The sequence below is a fragment of the Pedobacter sp. PF22-3 genome, from assembly GCF_026239555.1.
In the GTDB taxonomy this organism is placed as follows: domain Bacteria; phylum Bacteroidota; class Bacteroidia; order Sphingobacteriales; family Sphingobacteriaceae; genus Pedobacter.
In genome coordinates this window covers 42305-61398 of record NZ_JAPIVP010000009.1, presented here as the reverse complement: position 1 = coordinate 61398, position 19094 = coordinate 42305, and the positions used below count along the sequence as shown (strand labels likewise).

Genomic DNA, 19094 nt, shown 5'->3' with positions numbered 1-19094 from the left:
TTTTATGTCTGATATCTCCAAACTTCAAACTCCAAATTCCAAACTTAACCTAGCTGAACGCGATAAAAAAGTAATTTGGCATCCTTATACCCAAATGAAAAATGCATTGCCGCACATTCCGATCGTGCGCGGAGAGGGCGTTTATGTTTATGATGAAAACGGAAAAAGGTATATTGATGCAGTTTCGTCCTGGTGGGTGAATATCCATGGGCATGCAAATCCTCATATTGCACAAAAGGTAGCTGAACAGCTCAATGTGTTGGAGCATGTAATTTTTGCAGGTTTTACACACGAGCCTGCTGTATTGCTTGCAGAAAGATTATTGCCCATATTACCAGGTAAACAGGATAAAGTTTTTTACACTGATAATGGCTCGACAGCGGTAGAGGTAGCCTTAAAAATGTGCTTACAGTACTGGGACAATAAGGATAAACCTAAAACCCGAATTCTGGCATTCAAAAATGCTTACCACGGTGATACTTTTGGCGCCATGTCTGTAAGCGGGCGCAGCATTTTTACCGATGCTTTTAATAGTTTATTATTTGACGTCGATTTTATCGATCTGCCTAGTGAAGGCAATATCTCACATCTTACATCTTACATCTCACACCTTACCGATACCGCTTGTTTTATTTTTGAACCCTTAATTTTAGGTTCGGGTGGCATGCTCATGTATGAGGCGAAATACCTTGATGAACTGATTATTGCCTGTAAGCAAGCAGGTATTTTAATTATTGCAGATGAGGTAATGACCGGCTTTGGGCGGACAGGTACTTACTTCGCCTGCGAGAAACTTAGCAATAAGCCTGACATTATCTGTTTAAGTAAAGGTTTAACTGGCGGTACGATGCCTTTAGGAATCACGACTTGTACAAATGAAATATTTGAAGCTTTTTTAAGTGATAATAAATTAAAAACACTTTACCATGGACATTCTTTTACCGCAAACCCGATTGCTTGTGTTGCCTCTTTAGCAAGTCTAGATATTTTATTGCAGAAAGAAACACTGGGCAATATTAAAAGGATTGAAGCTAAACACGCTGCTTTTTTACTAGAGATTAAAGCGCATCCTAAAGTTAAAGGTGTAAGGCAGACAGGTACCATTATTGCCATTGAATGGGAAACAGGTAATGAAACTTCTTATTTAAGTAATCTTCGTAACTTATTGTATTCGTATTTTTTAGAAAAAGGAATTATATTAAGGCCATTGGGTAATATTATCTATATCCTTCCGCCATATATTATCAGCGATGAAGATCTTGATTATATCTACGAAGCTATAAAATCGGCTTTAGAAGAAATTTAAGTGTTTTTGGGTCGTAGCGCGACGCTACGACCAGTAAGTGAGGCCACGACCGATGTTTCTTTTAAAAAAATTAACCCAAGGGCATTTTGCTCATGTCCATGTAAAGGATATTCCATCTTTGACCATCCAGATCAATAAAACCACAGCCATACATCCAGCCGTCTTTGTAGCCAGGTTCGCCATAAAGTGTGCCACCGGCAGCTACCACTTTTTGTGCAAGGCTATCTACTTCTTCCGGACTTTCTGCATCAAAGGAGAATAATACTTCGCTGCCATTACGTTTATCGGCAATGCTGGTTCCTACAAAACCCTCATAAAGGTTTTCTTCGAAAAGCATAATGACCAAATTACTTTCTCCTACTAAAAAGCAGGCCGAATCTTCACGAACGCCATATTGAAGATTAAGTGTAAAGCCAAGTTGCGTAAAAAATGCCTTAGATTTATTAATGTCTTTTACCGGAAGGTTGATCCAAAGTGATTTTATCATAACGTTTTATATTTTGTTGTATGTAAAGATAGGGAACGGATTGTGGAGTTAACCTTGCTAAAAACGAAAAATTATAGGGGGATTTGAGACAATTATTAAATCAACCTGTTTTTTTAGAAAGTTATAATGCGAGGAATCGTCATTCCCAACTGGATTAGGAATCTTAATGCAATAGACTCTAAAATTAGCTTGAACTTTGTTGTTAATGCCTGAGCTCAAGGGCACGTACAAAAATAAGTCTAATATTTTATACTGCTCTCTGCCGCAGGGCATGGTAGTTTTTCGCAGTTCCTGTTGTTTTTAGTTGTACTCAAGAATGCTGCGCATTTTGGAGCGCCATAGTACCTAAAGCGCTTTTCAATCCAGCAATGAGCCTTTTGCATAACCCTATGCGCATTAAAAAAAAAGCGGCACTTTGTTTAATCAGTCGTGTTTGCATTTTTTTTAGTCTGATTGAGCCCTTCGGAAGTTTTTGTTCAATGTTTTTTTAAAATTAAATCATCGTTTATTGAGATTTAACATCTATTCCGGGCTTTAATTTTCAGCTTACCAATCTGATCAGGAGGTGTTAGTATCCGGCACCAGGTTAATGTCGGTTTTCCTAAAGAATTGCTACGTTGTTTTATTAGTGCACAAACAACGTAGCAATTGATTTATCAGTTTAAATAAGCTTTCATTGCAAACTAATCGAAAAATGGAATAAAATGGGCTGCATGAGTCCAAGTCCCATTCTTTTTTTCGAAGAAAAAGAAAACAGTTGCTCGAGCAATGTTTTTAGTTGTTTTGTTATATACTACAAACGCCTTTGTACCGTCAGGCGAGAACTGTACTGTACTAAATAGGAAGTTATCATGTTTTCCCTCATTTTCAGAATTAGTTTTCTCGCCTACCGTTTTTGAAAGTGAAATTTGTTTCCACGCCGCCGAATAAGATTCTGATTTTTTCTCCTTTAAATAATTCCACTTCCCTTGTATAAGTAGAGCTAATGAGTCGGTATTTTTTTCACCTTCATGAGTAGTCAAGTATCTATCGAGATCTGACAACAGTTGCTCACTGATGAACACCTTTTTTGGACGAACGTTTTTTTTAGATACTATATCAATCACTTTTGTGATAATAATCTTCTCATTGTTTAATTCAACTGTATTCTGCGTTGCTGTACAATAAGTGGCTGCCATTATTGCTACGCTAAAAATTATATTTTTCATCATCATAGACAATCTTTTTTACCAGTTGAGCCGGCTTGGTTTTTATATTCTCTCTCTGAATTAGCTTTTGATCTTGCGGCGTCGGGTGGTTCTAACCCCGAGGTTTGCTGTAGGCTTCCCCAAAATATATCCCGACAATACTCCTCCATTCCTATGGATGTATCTGGGGATGCTCCATATCCTTTGGCAACTGAAATGTCCACTAATATTTTTGCCATAGAATTAACATAGGTTTCAGCCATTTGCCAATGCTGCATGAATCCAAGTTCTGGGTAATTATAAGGATGGGGTGTGCCGTCTTCCTGGTTGAAAAGATATCTGTTAAGGTCGCTAAATGCCATTCCTTCTTCGCCGCTAAGATTATTTGCACCCCACACAAAATAAGCATGCATCATTTCATGTATTAATGACGCTGCGATTGCCATATCCGAGGCTTCATTTAGGGTAAGGGTGTTAAGTTTGATATTTCCTGTAATAGGATCGGTTTGGCCATGTGTCTCACTTACTGTTGTTGTCCCATCAGGAAGGGTTTTTGTTTGGTATGGTATTGTCTTTTCACCCAGGGTAATTGATACGTTAGGGTTGTTAGCTAAAGCCAAAACAGCATTTTGAGCTTTTGTATTATCGTTGTGCACTTGCTTTAAAAGATTGGCCATTGTTACCGACAATTGTGATGCACTAACAATTGAGTTTTTTATGCTTTCCAAACATGCACGGGTGTTAGGATCCATCGTTATTGTATTAGAAAGGTTAACGGGGTTAAAATCTCCTTCTCCACCGCCGCCCCCTCCGCCACCACCATTACCCGGGTCTGTGGGTGGATCTGGAAACCATTGATCTTGACAAACTGTTATTTCACTTGAATCAATTAAGCTATAATTGCTTCCACAGTTCCCTTGTGGCCAATTACAATCAGGACTATAAATAATATGTACTGTGCCTGAATTACAGTTAGTTGGCCCATCAGAAGCCCATGTGCAGTATTTTAGTTCTGTATGACATATAGATTCCCAATATGAAATTTTATTTGGGAAAGCTATAGATTCCCTATTTAAGGCAAGCATTTTTCTTTTTTGGTAACTTTGACTGACCTTGCCTTCAACATAATCGAGCAAATAACTTTTTCCATTTTCAAAGTTTGTTAAAAGCAGATTACCTGTGAACTTATCAATGGCTAACTTTGAGGAATTGTTTGGTGCTTTAGCCTGGTAATAAAATGCCTTGTAAAATTCTTTTTCGTTTTTTACAATCAAATAGTGTGCAGATCCAAGTTCAATTACAGTCTTAGTTACATTATTCTCTTTTACATAAGCTATTAAAGGGAAGAACACATAAGAAACAGTATCGTTTACAACTTGTGAGCTAGGATGTTCCCAATCGGGTATCCAAGAGTATTTTTGATTAACATTTGCAATTAGCTTTTGCTCAAATTTTGAACTATAAAACCTATCTTTAATGGCGCTAAGCCTCTTAAAATAGTCTGGTGAATTTGCCGAGAGGGTTTTACCAACGATTGCATCACTTACTAATCTGTCCTTTGCACATCTGGACATTATTAACGCAATTAGGCAAAGAAGAATGACTGAAATAGTTTTTACATTCGTTATCCTTCTCCGGAGAGGAACTATTTTTTTTTTTGTTTTCATAGTGCGGAGAATTGTTAACATTTCATATATAGACGTAAATATATACATTAGTGTCTATTTTGTAATATGTTAATCAAAAAATAATATATAGATTAGATCATTGCCTTTTACGAAGACTTTATGAATTCCAATTACAAATTATTAGTTAATGCTTCTAGTTCATCCCACTTTATTGCTAAATATATTTCTAAGTAATGCAAGATCTGATCATGAACAGCGAATCTAATTATCTGGTTTACGAGAGTTAAATTTCATCGTTAATGAACACAAAACCACTGTGTTTCAGGTTTGTTAATGTCGATTTATCTAGATTGCATCTGTTTTTTTGATTTCTCCGGCTCTTGGAATTGACAACGTTCTTCGTTAAGGGGTGTGATATTTTAAAGCAACTTATTTACAATTTATACAATTTCTGTGGGTATTGTTCTGCGTAATTTAGTATTAAATTTAAAATATAACTATTAGACTGGTAAGTGGATAGATCATTTTTAACTGTTGCCAATCCATCTGATAAATAATTTTTATCTGTAAAATAACCCATTCCATAGAATTTACCATTTTCTACAACTAAACAGCTAAACTCGTCCTCTTTTCTGCCATCATCTACCAATGCAAAACTTGGCTGTTGGTTTTGAACATCAATTAATGCTGCATTGAGTTTTTTATTATAAACGCTAACAGTTTCTATTCCACTGCATGCACCAAAACATTGGCCATTTTCATGCGCATAACATTTGGTCGCTGTTTTTTGTAAATAACAAAGCTTTGCACAAAGCTGGTATTTATTTATTAATTGATTTAAAAAATTGTACCCCTCCAGTAAACTGTTAAAACTTTGCAGGGCGTTATTGTTTTTTTTATGTTTATCTATCGCTAAGCGTAAATAGCCATTTTGATCTTCAAAAACATATAAATCATATTTATGCTCATAACGTTTCATTGCCCGGTTGTTTTCAGGCCAGAGACGTTTAATTTCATTGGCTTCTAAAATTAGCGCCATCAGTTCGGTGCCGCAAATTACGTGGTCTACATGATGGATGGTGCGTAAAAAATCCTGACGTTGGCGGTTAGGTGTATTACCGGTAAAGTGGCTGGTTACGCGTTTCTTCAGGTTTTTAGCCTTTCCAACATAAATGATTTTGCCTTTACTATCTTTAAAATAATATACACCTGGCCGGTCTGGCAATCTCAAAATAGAAGTTTTATCTAAATGCGGGGGTAAAACCTGTTCTTTCGATGTTTTCTTCAGCATGTCTGCTATGATGCCTTCCTGATCGTATTCTAGTAATAAATTGAACAATATACTGGTAGCATCTGCATCACCCGCGGCCCTATGCCGGTTTTGAATTGGTATCTGCAGCGCTGTACAAAGCTTTCCTAAACTATAAGAAGATTTACCAGGAATTAGTTTTCTGCTCAACCTTACTGTACACAACTTTTTGCATTGTAAATCATAGCCTGAAGCTGCTAAATGATGCTTTAAAAAAGAATAATCAAAGTTTACATTGTGTGCTACAAAAACCTTATCATTCAAGAGTTGATAGATTTGTAAAGCAACATCATCAAATGTTGGTGCGTTCATCAGCATGTTATCGTCAATACCAGTAAGCGCCGTAATGTAAACGGGGACCGGCTGCTTAGGATTAATGAGTGTAGTATAAGATTCAACGATTTTGTCGTCATCATGAATGTTAATGGCAACTTCGGTAATACCATTTGCTGAGGCATGACCACCGGTGGTTTCAATATCTACAACTGCGTATAACATTAAGAATAATTTGAATTACAAATTTATGCTAAAATAATTAGTATGGAAATTATTTTGATTATTTCTTTAGCATAAAAAAAGCGACTAAGTATTTAACGTAGTCGCTCTGCCTTTTTGTATGTAACCGTTATTTAAGTTTATTAAGCAATTTGCTTAAATTAGGTTTAATACCAACAGATATCGGTACGGTATTAAAAGTCCTGTTCTGGATTTTACTGAAACCATACATATAACTGGCTTCCACAAATAAATTAGCGCCACCAATATTATATTCAATACCGGCACCACCTTCGGCAATACCTAAACCATTTGATTTATTTTCCTGTATGACCTGTAAACTTGATGAATTAACTGATGCCTGAGGGGTAAGAATAAATCCTCCTCCAGCACCCGCAAAGCCATAAAATGCCCACTTGTTTACAATTTTACGATAACCTAATGCTACATTTAGCAAATAGGTGGTTGCCCTTCCTTTTTGCAAGGTATAAGTATATCCTGCATCGGGCGTAATCTGGTTAAAAGTAAAAGCATGCAAACTTACTTTCGGATAAAGAAATAATCCGCTATCGCCCAAACCCAGATTTAAGCCTAAAGATGTTGAAAACTTAGGCTTGAAATAGTCTGAGGTTTCACCCATGGGGAATGCAAATCCAATGCCACTCATCGAGTAGAGTTTGTCAGGCCTGTTTTGTGCCATTATTTTGGTTGATGCCAACATAAACAGCAGTAAAAGGGTTGTTAGTAGTTTTGGTTTCATATCTGTTTTTTTAGTTTTCCATTAATGCACCTACTTTTCGAAGTAAATCTGCAATGTTGAAGGGTTTTTGCAAATAATCATCAGGATGATATTTTTGAGATGTAATGTAATTTTCATCATACCTCGCTGATGCCATAATAATAGGTATGCCTGCTGTTTCAGCATTTTGTTTCAGTTCTTTAAACACGGCACGCCCATCCATTCCATTCAACATAATGTCCAGAATAATCAAATCGGGTCTAAAATCTTTAATGGTTTTAAAAATATACCGCGGCGAAAGTAGTGGGTAAACCTTATAATGTTCAGTTTCTAATACTTCCTGGAAAACTTCTAATACATCTGGATCATCATCCACAACCAACACTCTTTTCAAAACAGATCAATCAATTATTAATAAATAGATTATTCTAATACAATGTTTTGGCAGTAATGTTTCAATCTACTTCAAAATATAGAGAAGAAACTGATAATGGTTGGCCAAACACTACAAAATTGTACCTGGGTGAGGATTTTTCTGTAAGGAATTGTTCTTGAGAAAATTTGCAAAGGGTTCTATATAGCTTTCTGAAACTGTAAAGGATGTTTCACTGGAAAGCAGTACTTTATCATCAAGAACACTTTTAATGTGCTGCTTCGAAATCACAACAGTAGGCGTAACCTGAATAAATGAAGAATTTTCTTTCAATATTTTTAAAGTTTTGGTAAAGTTATATTTCGAACTTAAAAAAGTACTTTTTGTAGTTTTAAACTGAATATCTTCACCTATCTCTTCTGTGGCAATGAGCTCATTCAGATCTATTCTTATCAAATCGCTATTTTCGCCTTTTATCGGGATATAGAAGAAATGATCATCTAAAATTGAAAAAGGATGTTTTGCTTTTGTACCGGTTGGATAAAGGTTATTTATTGTTTTGGCTAAATGTATAATGGAGTAGGGTTTAAGCAAATAAGCATCAGCCTGAACTTTAAAAGCATCGATAGCATACCTTGAGTGTGCAGTGGTAAAAACCAGGTATTTCGTTTTTTGCCTTAATAAACCCGCCAGTTCTATTCCGGACAGCGAAGGCATTTCGATATCCATAAAAATAATGTCGACAGGATTAGATAGCGATATTTCTGCAAGGGCTTGGAGTGGTTCAGTAAAAGTTTGGATAAGCTTTAAATCTGGTAGCTTTTCCATATATGCCATTAAATTCTCCAGGCAATGATGATCATCATCAATAGCAATACAACTTATTGACATTTTTTATAGGTTTAATTATTGCAAAATACAATTTCATCAAGTAAAATGAAAAAAAAACACATTATGGAAGTACTTTTATGTATTTGAGAAACAAGATGGCTTTTTTTGGCAATGTATGATTGAATTTAGGGGCTGATTACGCTGCGAATGGTTTTAAACTTCATATTTTTTATTTTTATAGGGATCCCTTTTATGATAGCATCTGTTTTTTAGGTAAGAAACAGCACAGCGCAGAAAATTATTGAAAAAAATGTTTAATTAATTGATTAATAATATATTGTAATTTGGATAGTTGCTATTAATAGCTTATATTTAGTAAGCAGAATAATTATACCTAATTCTCTAAAACAACATTTCCATGAAAAACAGCATCCGTATAACGAACAGATTAAACGTATCCATTACAAAAAAGGTTATTGAACTCCAGGAACAAGGTTACGATTGCGATTTTCTCCTGCTGGCTAATGGTAGTTTGCTATGCATGCAAACAAACTTAAAGTATCCGGTAAGCACGGTAGCAATTAAGCAGAGAGAGCACGGCTACGATTTCTTCAGTCATTCTTACAAAAATGTGCACACCATAGAAACAGGTAATGGGGAAAGAGGAGTATTGCTTACTGAAAAGATATTTTAACCGACTATTTGTTAGTATTCTGATCCTTGGAGATTATTTATCATAAACGTTTACTCTTCGTTTTAGCATTTCACCTTACCTAACAATATAAATCTGGTGGTTAAGCAAAATTCGCTGTACATTTCCTGAAAAACTTTTCGTTCTTCTTTTTTGTTTAAGTTTTTATTAGATATATTTAAACAAAACAATGACTTACTCCATCGCAGATCTTGAGCAGCTTTCGGGCATTCATTCTCACACCATTAGGATCTGGGAGCAGCGTTACAATGCGTTGAGTCCGTTGCGATCTCAAGGAAATACACGGTTTTATGATGATCAGCAGCTCAGAAAACTGTTAAATATTGTAAGTTTAAATAAAAGTGGCTTAAAAATCTCTAAAATCTGCAGCCTTTCTGATAGCGAAATTGACGAACTTCTTGATCAACAGTTTTATTATTCTTCTGGCGATAAGGATGATGATTATTACGTAGGTGAATTGATCAGGTACGGACTAGCTTTTAATGAGCACGCTTTCAACCAATTAATTGATGAAAGTATTGACCAATTTGGACTTGCTGACTGCTACCGGAAAATAATTTATCCATTGTTATTACGCCTTGGATTAATGTGGAGAAAAGATGATATCTGCCCTGCGCATGAGCATTTTTTATCCAATATTATTCGCCAAAAAATATTTACCCATATCAATTATCTTTCCTTACATGGGCATTCTGGTCAGAAATGGCTGCTTTTTTTACCTGAAGATGAGGATCACGATATTGGGCTGTTGTTTGCCAGCTATATGCTGAGGATGCAACATCATCATGTTATTTTTCTAGGCAGCAAAGTTCCTTTGGATTCGATTAAGCGCATATTTTCAACCTTAAATGTAGACCATGTTATGCTTTTTATGATCAAATCGCGATTGGCGCCTGCAGCACAACATTATATAGATCGATTGTCTGAAATATGCTCAACCGCAAAAATCCATCTTGCTGGTAATAGTGAGGTTATCGGCAAGCTAAACCATATCGATCACATCAACTGGATTAAAACACTTGATGAATTTGAAAAAACTATAGCATCACCTCTTAATACATGAAAGAACTCTTTGATCAATTATCTGGCGATTGTAGCCGGCTTACCACTAAGTTATACAGCACCAGCTTTTCTTATGGCATTTATTTTCTTGGTAAAAAAATACGCCAACCCATACATGCCATTTATGGCTTTGTGCGTTTGGCAGATGAAATTGTAGATAGCTTTCATCAATATGACAAGAAATTTTTATTGGCAAAATTTAAGGAAGATACTTTTGAAGCCATTAACCTGGGCATTAGCTTAAACCCTATTTTAAATTCATTTCAAAAGGTTGTAAATCAATATCAGATAGATGAAGAATTGATTGTTCTTTTCCTGAAAAGCATGGAGATGGACCTTTCTACACAAAAATACACGCCAGAACTTTATAACGATTATATTTTAGGTTCGGCAGAGGTAGTAGGGTTGATGTGTTTAAAAGTTTTTACTCATGGAGGTGATGTAGATTATGAGTATCTGAAACCTTACGCAATGAAATTGGGTTCTGCATTTCAAAAAGTTAACTTTTTAAGGGATGTTAAAGCTGATCACCAAACACTTAGCCGAAATTATTTTCCCAATGTTAATCTAGCATTATTCTGCGATCGACAAAAAAGAGAAATAGAAAAAGAGATTGAGGCCGAATTTGCCATGGCATTAACCGGTATTAAGCTGCTGCCTGCTACTTCAAGAAATGGTGTGTATTTGTCTTATATCTATTATAAAAAATTATTCGCGAAAATAAAGCGCTTGAGTGCCGAAAAGATCATGACCGAACGGATCAGGATTTCGAATACCCATAAAGTGGGTTTGATGTTCGATTCGATTATCAGAAATAAGTTAAATGTAATTTAAATGGAAGAGCAAGTTATTCTGGTAGATGTGAATGATGTGCCGAAAGGGCAGATGGATAAAATGGAAGCACACGAAAAAGGTTTATTACACCGCGCCTTTTCTGTTTTTATTTTTAATTCTAAACGCGAATTGTTGCTCCAGCAAAGAGCGATGAGCAAATATCATTCGAGGGGCTTATGGACGAATACCTGTTGCAGCCATCCGCGGATCGGCGAAAGCAATATAAATGCAGCTAAAAGAAGGTTAATCGAGGAAATGGGTATGGATTGTGAATTAAACTTTCTGTTTAAATTTACCTATAAGGCATCATTCGAAAACGGTTTAACTGAACATGAAATAGACCACGTTTATTTTGGTATGAGTAATGAATTGCCGGTGATCAACAAAGAAGAAGTAGAATCTTTTAAATATATTGATTTGGATACTTTAAAAAAGGATATTGCAGTGAATCCAAGTGCCTATACACCGTGGTTAAGAATCTGTTTGGATGAAGTAATTGCACATGCATCAACGGCTAAACAAAAAACGGGCATATAGCCTAAGCCATATACCCGCATCTAAATTAACGCTCTCGAGGACAAATATAGGTCATGTTTAGAAAAATCCAAATATTTTAATTGAATAATAACATTTCTTTTACTTTAAGATTATAGTTCGTAGAACAAGTAGATAAGTCTTATTTGTTAATCTATTAGTATCTAGTGTTTTATGATTTAACTGCCGAAGACTTCATGCTGAAATATTTTTTGATTTATTTATAAATTTTCTGGCATTTTTCACAAAAATAAGTCTGACGGTGTGTTTTACCCAGTTCCTTTTTGTTTATTTTGTGCTTGAGAGGGCATTCTTTCTGACTATATACCTCCCAATGTTTACTTAATGCATTCTCCTTTTTCCATTTTAAAAAATCAAAACTATAATTCCTGGACTCATTAACCAATGCCTTCAATTTTGCAGTTGGTAAATCTTCAATTTTGTTTAAGGGATGTATACGGGCACGATATAAAACTTCATTTTTAATAATGTTGCCCACTCCACTAAAAACCTGCTGATCAAGCAATACGTCGCAAACCAGTGCGTTGGGTTTTTCTTTTAACTTTTTAATCGCTGTGCTGCTACTCCATTCATCAGCCATCACATCGTTTTGCCAGGTATAATGTTCGTTAACATTTCCTTCCAACAGGTCGACTTTGCAGGTGTAGAAATTTAATTCATCTTTTTTAAAGATAAGCCCCAGTTTTACGGCCGTTTTTTTACGTTCGTTAATTAAATAGCTGCCAAACAGCATAAAATGTATCCGGACGGTGAAATCGTTAAAGCAGATCAAAAAATGTTTTCCCCAGCTCTTAAAATCTTCAACCTTTTGATGGAGTAATCTATCCTTATCAAAATTTTTTACATTACCAGTAACTTCAAGCACTTCAGGCTTGCCCAGATGGAGCTCCTTGATTAAATCTTTTAATATTACGATTGATGGACCTTCGGGCATATTATTCTTCCTCTAGTTTCTGGAATTTATATTTATCTTTAATGTTGCTGTTAAAATATCGCCCTTTTGATCCAGATGCCTTTAACATCTTGTAAGCCTTTTCTGGAACATTTTGGTACAGATAAACCATGTTGGTTACAAAAATGATTTTTAATGTTTTTGTAACTTCATCATAACTGAAATATTTGATTACTGATGATGGCATAAAAACAGGTTATTACTATAAAACAGCAACCATTATAATTGGTTTCAATCATTTTTAAGTGCTGATTCTTCTTTTTGAACTTTGATTTTTTCTTTTTTCAAATCAATACGGATAATGTTATATAAACTCATGTAAACATTGGCCACCCATACTATCGAAAAAAAAGCAATGACATAGCCGCGCCAATCTGGATAAATTAAAGTGAATTTGGTAATAAAAAGCAAAATCAAGGTTACATAGTGACTAAAGCAGTATTCACATGTAAATACATAAAAAAACTTTCTTTTCACCAACTTATTGCAGTTTTTAGAACGGTCTACACAAAATTCGCGTGCCTCTCTGAAGATCTCTTCCTTGGTAACTGTCCAGGCGATACAGGCTACAGGCAAAGCCATAAAAAAAAGGTAATAAAGGTTTGTTTCCATAGTTATTTAATCGGGATATAAATACAACCTTAATCCCTTGAAAATGTTTAATTAGCCATAAACATTTTAACTATATTTATGTTAATTAGATTATAGCTAATTCATAATGTTATGGAAAGATCAGAAATCATATCTCTACTTGAGGTAATCAATCAACAGGTTAGTTCTTCTGTTTTGGGTGGGATGGAAGAAGAATATGAAGAATTAGAAAGTATGGGCTTAATTAAAATTAACCGCGAATCGGTGCAATGGTCATCTGCCATCACTCCTGCAGGCATTGCTTATTTGGGTCACGATTAAAATCGAATAGAATAATAAGATCATTGAGTTTGCAAAGCTATCAGTAGTTATTCATATCTGAAAAGGTTTAACTATGAAGAGGTGAATTAAAGGCCTTTGGTTCCTTAAGACATCGTCATTGTGAGAAGGCTTCGTCGTTCCTTCTCAACAGTGAAAATATTATTTAGTTATTATCGTCAATGGTAAGTATAATTATACGTAAAATAAGATGCCTGAATTTAATCGAAACCAATAGAAAATATTACTGGTTCAAAAATCCCCTTTAGTTCTTCTTTTAATTTCTAAAAGACTATTGAAGATTAGCCATTAGATTCCATTTAGGATCTTTACGACTAAACTTTGACCAATTTATTGTTGTAAATCTGCTAAATTTGCACCAAGTTTAGAATTGTGCATAAATAAATAAGTTACCATTCTATCTTCAAATATGAACGATTTACAACTTAGAACGGTAAATGTAACCAGATACGTTACGCCTTTGCGCGAAGGTGGCTCTATGCCTGCCATTGCAGAGGCTGATGATAACTTTTTATATGTACTGAAATTTAGAGGAGCAGGGCAGGGCACCAGGGCTTTAATTGCCGAACTGATTGGCGGCGAAATTGCCCGCTACCTGGGTTTGCGCGTACCTGAGTTGGTTTTTGCCAATTTGGATGAAGCTTTTGGGAGAACAGAGCCCGACGAAGAAATTCAGGACCTGCTAAAAGCCAGTGTAGGTTTAAATTTGGCATTACACTATCTATCGGGAGCAATAACATTCGATCCAACGGTAACTACAGTAGATGCCAAACTCGCTTCGCAGATTGTATGGCTTGATTGTTTTTTAACCAATATGGATCGCACCTGCAGAAATACGAATATGTTACTGTGGCATAAAGAACTTTGGCTAATAGATCATGGCGCTGCATTGTATTTTCATCATTCCTGGCAAAATTGGGAGGAACAGGCCATTAAACCTTTCATTTTGGTAAAAGACCATGTATTATTGCCATGGGCCTCTGAGTTGGAAAGTGTAAATGAAGAATTTCGTAAATTACTTAATCCTGAAAAGATAGCCGCCGTAATTAATCTGATTCCTGATGACTGGCTGGAAGGCGAAACGAACTTTGATAGCAAAGCAGCCCATCGCGATGCCTATAAACATTTCCTTTTGACGAGGTTAGCGCATTCAGACATATTTTTAAATGAAGCACAGCATGCAAGGGAAATTCTTATTTGAGTATGCTGTGATTCGCGTAATGCCAAGGGTAGAACGTGAAGAATTTATTAATGTTGGCATTATTTTATTTTGTGCCAGGCAAAAGTTTTTGAAAAGTGTTTTTGCCCTGGATGAGAAAAGAATAAAAGCTTTATCCGCGGAAATAGATCTAAATGAACTTCACGAAAATTTATGTGCTTTTGAAAGAATAAGTACGGCTGCTGCAGGATCAGGTCCCATTGGTCAATACGACCAGGCTTCCCGTTTTAGATGGCTTACGGCAACCAGAAGTACGGTAGTGCAATGTTCAAAAGTACATCCCGGCTTTTGTGATGATGCCGAAGAGACTTTACTGAGGTTGCACCAGGAACTGGTTCTGTAGCGCCATGCGCATGGCGCTAAGCGTTTGAATTAACTTTATGAACAACTATTTTCTGTTCCTGAACAATCTATCAATCTGACAATTAATCAGTTTACAATTGGCAGTCTTCAGTTATCAAGCAATCAATTTAACAATCAAGTAATTCAACAATTAAAGAGTTTCCACAATTAACACATCTACCCTTGCCAAAAGAATATTTTAAAAAGCTTCAGGATTTGCTTGATACCGAGCGGAACGAAGATTTACAATCATACTTAAAACTTACTGAAAATACTTCTGCCGCTGATAGGAGGGCTTTGGGTTTAACATGGTACCCCATTGCTATCAGAAATACTGAGATAGGGCGTGGCGATTATTTAACGGTAGAGCTGGAAAGGACTACCCATCAGGATTTTTCTCACCAGTTCCGTTTTGGTGCTGCTGTGGTATTATTTTCAAATCACGATGCCAAAGAAGATCGGCTGGAAGGAATTATCAATCATCAAAGTGGTAGCAGGATGAAAATCAGCTTCCGTGTTGATGAGCTGCCGGACTGGACGAGAGACGGGAAACTTGGTGTAGATTTACTATTTGATAATAACAGCTATGATGAGATGCAGAATGCCCTTAAGCAAGCCTCAAACTTAGCCGAAAATGAATCAGAAAATAAACTGATCCGCATTTTAACTGCAGGAGAGAAGCCGTCATTTCAGGGTGAGGAGAAGTTTATTATTCCCAATACGCTAAATGATTCGCAGCAACTGGCGGTAAATAAAATTATTGCGGCAGATCATCTGGCTGTAGTTCATGGCCCACCAGGTACCGGGAAAACAACAACACTGGTGCATGCTATAAAATCATTAATTAAACATAACGACCAAAAAATTCTGGTGGTAGCACCAAGTAATACTGCCGTTGATTTACTGACGGAGAAGTTAGCCGCCGAAGGACTAAAAGTAATCCGTGTGGGTAACCCCGCAAGAGTTTCTGAAAGATTGCTGGCGGCTACGCTCGATCATCAAATGGCCGATCATCCGGAGATGAAAACCATTAAAGCTTTAAAAAAACAGGCCAGTGAGTATAAAAACATGGCCCACAAATACAAGCGGAGTTTTGGCAAAGCGGAACGCGAACAACGCAAGGCCCTGTTTGATGAAGCACATAAAATTGGAAAAGAGGTAGAAAAAACGGAACAGTATATCATAGATAATCTGTTTAACAAAGCACAGATTATTACCGCCACTTTGGTAGGTGCCAACCATTATACGGTTCGGAATTTAAAGTATAATACCATTGTAATTGATGAGGCAGGCCAGGCTTTGGAGCCCGCTTGCTGGATACCGATTTTGAAAGCACAGAAAGTGATACTCGCTGGAGATCATTTCCAACTATCGCCAACCATAAAATCAAATGAGGCAGCCAGAAATGGCTTAAGTAATACATTATTAGAAAAAGCAGTAAATCTTCATCCTGAGTCTGTTGTGTTGTTGAATGAACAATACAGGATGAACAAGGATATTATGGGTTATTCATCTCAGGTATTTTATAAGAATGCTTTAAAAGCTCATCAATCTGTTGCAGATCGTTTATTGTTTACTGGCGATGAACCGATCCAGTTTATTGATACGGCAGGCTGTAGTTACGATGAAAAATTAGATGGAACCAGTACCACCAATCCAGATGAAGCCGCATTTTTGATTAAACATTTAACGCATCTGGTTGCAGGTTTAGGAGATCAAAGCTCAATGGAAATCTTTCCATCAATTGCCATTGTTTCTCCATATAAACAGCAGGTACAGCTATTAAATGCCTTGGTTCAGGAAAATGAAATTTTGATTCCATATCGCGATAAAATTGCTGTAAATACCATTGATAGCTTTCAGGGACAGGAACGGGATGTAGTTTATATTAGCTTAACGAGGAGTAACAGCGATGGAATTATCGGCTTTTTATCTGATACGAGAAGAATGAATGTGGCCATGACCAGGGCCAGAAAAAAGTTGGTTGTGATTGGCGATAGTGCTACGTTATCTAAATCAAATTTTTATGCTGAGTTTATCCGCTACACAGAAGATCTGAATGCCTACCATAGTGCATGGGAATTTATGGACTTATAATTTAAACTTTTTCCAGTTTCTTTTCTTCTTCAAGCTTGCCCGATATACTTGCACCTGCAATTAATAATTCGTGCGTAATGGTTTTGGTGTATTCCGTGATTTCAGATTTAAAATCTTTTACTGATGAACCGGAACGGATTTCTTCCAGTCTTTTTTCCCATTGGCCCGTAAGTTCTGCCTGTGCAATTTGTTTATCTTTTACCACTTCGTAAACAGCCAAGCCTTTATTGGTTGGTACAAGATTCCTTTTTTCCCTTGTAATGTATTCTCTTGTAATTAAAGTTTCAATAATGGATGCACGTGTTGCCGGTGTGCCCAAACCACTATCCTTCATGGCATAACGTAATTCCTCATCTTCAATCTCCTTACCACATGTTTCCAGCGCTTTTAATAACGAAGCCTCGTTATACATTGGCTTTGGTTTAGTCTGTTTTTCTAAAAGAGATTTTTCAGTAATAGGCAATTGTTCGCCAACAGCAACTTTTGGTAATGCTGCATTGTCTTCATCTTTCTTATCATCTTCAGGATCGTTAAAAACAGCGCGCCAGCCTGCAGAACGGATTACTGTTCCATTGGCTACAAAAGTAACGCCTGATTGAATGGTTATTTTGGTTAATTCCTTAATACATTCCTGGTGGAATGCCTCCATCATACGTCCTACAACCATATCGTATACCGCTTGTTTATCCGGGCTCAATCCATAAGCCTGTTCGCCTGTAGGTAAAACTGCATGGTGATCGGTTACTTTTTTAGCATTGACACTGCGTTTATTTAAAGCAATGGTTTGCAGGAATTGCGCCTGTTTTCCAAAATCAGCATGATCGGTAAATTTTGCAATCAGATTTGGTACCCCGGCAAAAACATCATCACCAATGTAGCGTGATCCGGTACGGGGATAAGAAACCAATTTACTTTCGTACAGGTTCTGCAGAATATTAAGGGTTTGATCGGCAGTATATCCTTTTTTCTTATTGGCTTCCTGCTGCAAACTGCTTAAATCATGCAATAGCGGAGGGGGTTCTTTTCTTGGTTTGGCTTCTACAGCTGTAATGTTGCCGCCCGTTGGAAAGCCAGATGCTACATCTTCTACCAGTCCAAATAACTTTTCTACTTCTTCCTTTTCCTTATAATTTGAGGTTGATATAGCTTTAAAAACCTGTTCATCTTTCGCTAATAAAATGCTGATCTGATAATAGGTTTGAGGAACGAAGTTTTTAATCTCTAAAAAACGCGCACAGATCATCGCCAGGGTAGGTGTTTGCACCCGTCCTAAAGAAAGAACTGTTCTATTACCTGCAGATATACTCAGTGCCTGCGTAGCATTCATTCCCACCAACCAATCAGACTCTGAGCGGCAATGGGCGGAGTTAAATAAAGTATCGTAATCTGTTCCCGGTTTTAAATTTCTGAATCCATCTTTTATGGCCTCATCTGTTTGTGAAGAGATCCAGAGGCGTTTGAATGGTTTTTTACATTTCAGGTAATAATAAATGTACCTGAAGATTAACTCACCCTCGCGTCCCGCATCCGTTGCCACTATGATTTCGCTGGCCTCATCAAAAAGTTTTTTTATGGTATCTAATTGCTTACGCACTGCCGGATCCTCTACAAAACCATCTTTTGTTTTAATCTTTCTAACGGCAAGCTTAAACTTTTGTGGAAGCATGGGTAAATGCTGCTTCCTCCAGCCAATAAAACCATAATCCTGAGGAGGAGCCAATTGTAATAAATGCCCGAATGCCCAGGTAAAAGAATATCCTTTACCTTCAATGTATCCATCTTTTCTGGTGGTTGCTCCAAAAACTTTAGCAAGTTCACGACCAACAGAAGGCTTTTCTGCAATTACAATCTTCATGAATGGGCTTATCTTTTCAAGCACAAAGATGATTAAAATATTGGCAACAGCTTAAAAAAATTACTCACAATGCCATTTAATCACAGTTTTGGTAAACAATTATCGGATAACTTTGTCCATCATTTAGATCGGCAGTTTTATATCGGATTGATTAACAATTCAGTATTAGCTATATCTAATC

20 protein-coding genes are annotated in these 19094 nt (G+C 36.5%); 9 read left to right on the top strand and 11 right to left on the bottom strand.

Annotated features, from left to right (window positions below):
- Positions 1-4 precede the first annotated feature (4 nt).
- The gene (gene bioA, locus OQX63_RS13010; protein WP_265851300.1) at positions 5-1306 is read left to right on the top strand and encodes an adenosylmethionine--8-amino-7-oxononanoate transaminase; all 1302 of its coding nucleotides are present in this window, start codon (positions 5-7) and stop codon (positions 1304-1306) included.
- Positions 1307-1376: 70 nt separating this feature from the next.
- Here the strand turns inward: bioA and OQX63_RS13005 are convergent, their stop codons facing one another.
- The 7 genes from OQX63_RS13005 to OQX63_RS12975 form a co-directional block, all read right to left on the bottom strand.
- Positions 1377-1793, bottom strand: a complete 417-nt coding sequence (locus OQX63_RS13005; RefSeq protein ID WP_265851299.1) for a VOC family protein — start codon at positions 1791-1793, stop codon at positions 1377-1379.
- Positions 1794-2476: 683 nt separating this feature from the next.
- Complete coding sequence (locus tag OQX63_RS13000; protein ID WP_265851298.1) at positions 2477-3007, bottom strand: hypothetical protein; 531 nt, start codon at positions 3005-3007, stop codon at positions 2477-2479.
- Positions 3004-4647 carry a hypothetical protein gene (locus OQX63_RS12995; protein ID WP_265851297.1) on the bottom strand — a complete coding sequence of 548 codons (1644 nt, stop codon included), beginning with the start codon at positions 4645-4647 and terminating at the stop codon, positions 3004-3006. Before OQX63_RS12995 ends, OQX63_RS13000 begins: the two co-directional genes overlap by 4 nt.
- A 394-nt stretch (positions 4648-5041) precedes the next feature.
- Positions 5042-6415, bottom strand: coding sequence for an exonuclease domain-containing protein (locus OQX63_RS12990; RefSeq protein WP_265851296.1), 1374 nt, complete (start codon positions 6413-6415; stop codon positions 5042-5044).
- A gap of 127 nt (positions 6416-6542) precedes the next feature.
- The gene (locus tag OQX63_RS12985) at positions 6543-7172 is read right to left on the bottom strand and encodes a hypothetical protein (RefSeq protein ID WP_265851295.1); all 630 of its coding nucleotides are present in this window, start codon (positions 7170-7172) and stop codon (positions 6543-6545) included.
- Positions 7173-7182: 10 nt separating this feature from the next.
- Positions 7183-7536 carry a response regulator gene (locus OQX63_RS12980; RefSeq protein WP_265851436.1) on the bottom strand — a complete coding sequence of 118 codons (354 nt, stop codon included), beginning with the start codon at positions 7534-7536 and terminating at the stop codon, positions 7183-7185.
- Positions 7537-7656: 120 nt separating this feature from the next.
- Positions 7657-8415 (bottom strand): LytR/AlgR family response regulator transcription factor, encoded by a 759-nt coding sequence (locus tag OQX63_RS12975; RefSeq protein ID WP_265851294.1) that lies wholly within the window; start codon positions 8413-8415, stop codon positions 7657-7659.
- Positions 8416-8773: 358 nt separating this feature from the next.
- Between OQX63_RS12975 and OQX63_RS12970 the strand changes: the two genes are divergently transcribed.
- From OQX63_RS12970 to idi, 4 genes are all read left to right on the top strand, one after another.
- The gene (locus tag OQX63_RS12970) at positions 8774-9049 is read left to right on the top strand and encodes a hypothetical protein (protein WP_265851293.1); all 276 of its coding nucleotides are present in this window, start codon (positions 8774-8776) and stop codon (positions 9047-9049) included.
- A 187-nt stretch (positions 9050-9236) separates the two neighbouring features.
- Complete coding sequence (locus OQX63_RS12965) at positions 9237-10130, top strand: MerR family transcriptional regulator (protein WP_265851292.1); 894 nt, start codon at positions 9237-9239, stop codon at positions 10128-10130.
- Positions 10127-10963, top strand: a complete 837-nt coding sequence (locus OQX63_RS12960) for a phytoene/squalene synthase family protein (RefSeq protein ID WP_265851291.1) — start codon at positions 10127-10129, stop codon at positions 10961-10963. The genes OQX63_RS12965 and OQX63_RS12960 overlap by 4 nt, the downstream gene beginning before the upstream one ends.
- Positions 10964-11500, top strand: a complete 537-nt coding sequence (gene idi / locus OQX63_RS12955; RefSeq protein WP_265851290.1) for an isopentenyl-diphosphate Delta-isomerase — start codon at positions 10964-10966, stop codon at positions 11498-11500.
- Positions 11501-11714: 214 nt separating this feature from the next.
- Here idi and OQX63_RS12950 read toward each other — a convergent pair whose 3' ends face one another.
- Genes OQX63_RS12950 through OQX63_RS12940 form a run of 3 tightly spaced genes read right to left on the bottom strand, consistent with a single transcriptional unit; the run spans position 11715 to position 13082 of the window.
- A complete protein-coding gene (locus tag OQX63_RS12950; protein WP_265851289.1) occupies positions 11715-12452 on the bottom strand; it encodes a DNA-formamidopyrimidine glycosylase family protein in 738 nt (245 codons plus the stop codon).
- Between the two features lies 1 nt (position 12453).
- Positions 12454-12657 (bottom strand): KTSC domain-containing protein, encoded by a 204-nt coding sequence (locus tag OQX63_RS12945; RefSeq protein ID WP_265851288.1) that lies wholly within the window; start codon positions 12655-12657, stop codon positions 12454-12456.
- A 44-nt stretch (positions 12658-12701) separates the two neighbouring features.
- The gene (locus tag OQX63_RS12940; RefSeq protein WP_265851287.1) at positions 12702-13082 is read right to left on the bottom strand and encodes a hypothetical protein; all 381 of its coding nucleotides are present in this window, start codon (positions 13080-13082) and stop codon (positions 12702-12704) included.
- Positions 13083-13193: 111 nt separating this feature from the next.
- Here OQX63_RS12940 and OQX63_RS12935 point away from each other — a divergent pair, with 111 nt between their 5' ends.
- The 4 genes from OQX63_RS12935 (at position 13194) to OQX63_RS12920 (ending at position 17058) form a co-directional block, all read left to right on the top strand.
- Complete coding sequence (locus tag OQX63_RS12935) at positions 13194-13382, top strand: hypothetical protein (protein WP_090987306.1); 189 nt, start codon at positions 13194-13196, stop codon at positions 13380-13382.
- A 427-nt stretch (positions 13383-13809) separates the two neighbouring features.
- Positions 13810-14601 (top strand): HipA family kinase, encoded by a 792-nt coding sequence (locus tag OQX63_RS12930; protein ID WP_265851286.1) that lies wholly within the window; start codon positions 13810-13812, stop codon positions 14599-14601.
- On the top strand, positions 14579-14962 hold the full coding sequence (locus tag OQX63_RS12925; protein ID WP_265851285.1) for a DUF3037 domain-containing protein: 384 nt from the start codon (positions 14579-14581) through the stop codon (positions 14960-14962). Before OQX63_RS12930 ends, OQX63_RS12925 begins: the two co-directional genes overlap by 23 nt.
- Before the next feature lie 182 nt (positions 14963-15144).
- Entirely contained in the window at positions 15145-17058 is a 1914-nt protein-coding gene (locus OQX63_RS12920) for an AAA domain-containing protein (protein ID WP_265851284.1), read from the top strand.
- A gap of 1 nt (position 17059) precedes the next feature.
- On the opposite strand, the gene topB is transcribed toward OQX63_RS12920, so the two are convergent.
- A complete protein-coding gene (gene topB / locus OQX63_RS12915; protein WP_265851283.1) occupies positions 17060-18913 on the bottom strand; it encodes a DNA topoisomerase III in 1854 nt (617 codons plus the stop codon).
- Positions 18914-19094: the final 181 nt, after the last annotated feature.

Bases quoted from the DNA above. Each gene is read 5' to 3' on its own strand.
- OQX63_RS12990 (WP_265851296.1), bottom strand. From the start codon at position 6,415: ATGTTATACGCAGTTGTAGATATTGAAACCACCGGTGGTCATGCCTCA.
- OQX63_RS13005 (WP_265851299.1), bottom strand. From the start codon at position 1,793: ATGATAAAATCACTTTGGATCAACCTTCCGGTAAAAGACATTAATAAA.
- topB (WP_265851283.1), bottom strand. From the start codon at position 18,913: ATGAAGATTGTAATTGCAGAAAAGCCTTCTGTTGGTCGTGAACTTGCT.
- OQX63_RS12925 (WP_265851285.1), top strand. From the start codon at position 14,579: ATGCAAGGGAAATTCTTATTTGAGTATGCTGTGATTCGCGTAATGCCA.
- OQX63_RS12970 (WP_265851293.1), top strand. From the start codon at position 8,774: ATGAAAAACAGCATCCGTATAACGAACAGATTAAACGTATCCATTACA.
- OQX63_RS12975 (WP_265851294.1), bottom strand. From the start codon at position 8,415: ATGTCAATAAGTTGTATTGCTATTGATGATGATCATCATTGCCTGGAG.
- OQX63_RS12945 (WP_265851288.1), bottom strand. From the start codon at position 12,657: ATGCCATCATCAGTAATCAAATATTTCAGTTATGATGAAGTTACAAAA.
- OQX63_RS12935 (WP_090987306.1), top strand. From the start codon at position 13,194: ATGGAAAGATCAGAAATCATATCTCTACTTGAGGTAATCAATCAACAG.
- OQX63_RS12995 (WP_265851297.1), bottom strand. From the start codon at position 4,647: ATGAAAACAAAAAAAAAAATAGTTCCTCTCCGGAGAAGGATAACGAAT.
- OQX63_RS12965 (WP_265851292.1), top strand. From the start codon at position 9,237: ATGACTTACTCCATCGCAGATCTTGAGCAGCTTTCGGGCATTCATTCT.
- OQX63_RS12985 (WP_265851295.1), bottom strand. From the start codon at position 7,172: ATGAAACCAAAACTACTAACAACCCTTTTACTGCTGTTTATGTTGGCA.
- OQX63_RS12950 (WP_265851289.1), bottom strand. From the start codon at position 12,452: ATGCCCGAAGGTCCATCAATCGTAATATTAAAAGATTTAATCAAGGAG.
- OQX63_RS12930 (WP_265851286.1), top strand. From the start codon at position 13,810: ATGAACGATTTACAACTTAGAACGGTAAATGTAACCAGATACGTTACG.
- OQX63_RS12960 (WP_265851291.1), top strand. From the start codon at position 10,127: ATGAAAGAACTCTTTGATCAATTATCTGGCGATTGTAGCCGGCTTACC.
- OQX63_RS13000 (WP_265851298.1), bottom strand. From the start codon at position 3,007: ATGATGATGAAAAATATAATTTTTAGCGTAGCAATAATGGCAGCCACT.
- idi (WP_265851290.1), top strand. From the start codon at position 10,964: ATGGAAGAGCAAGTTATTCTGGTAGATGTGAATGATGTGCCGAAAGGG.
- bioA (WP_265851300.1), top strand. From the start codon at position 5: ATGTCTGATATCTCCAAACTTCAAACTCCAAATTCCAAACTTAACCTA.
- OQX63_RS12940 (WP_265851287.1), bottom strand. From the start codon at position 13,082: ATGGAAACAAACCTTTATTACCTTTTTTTTATGGCTTTGCCTGTAGCC.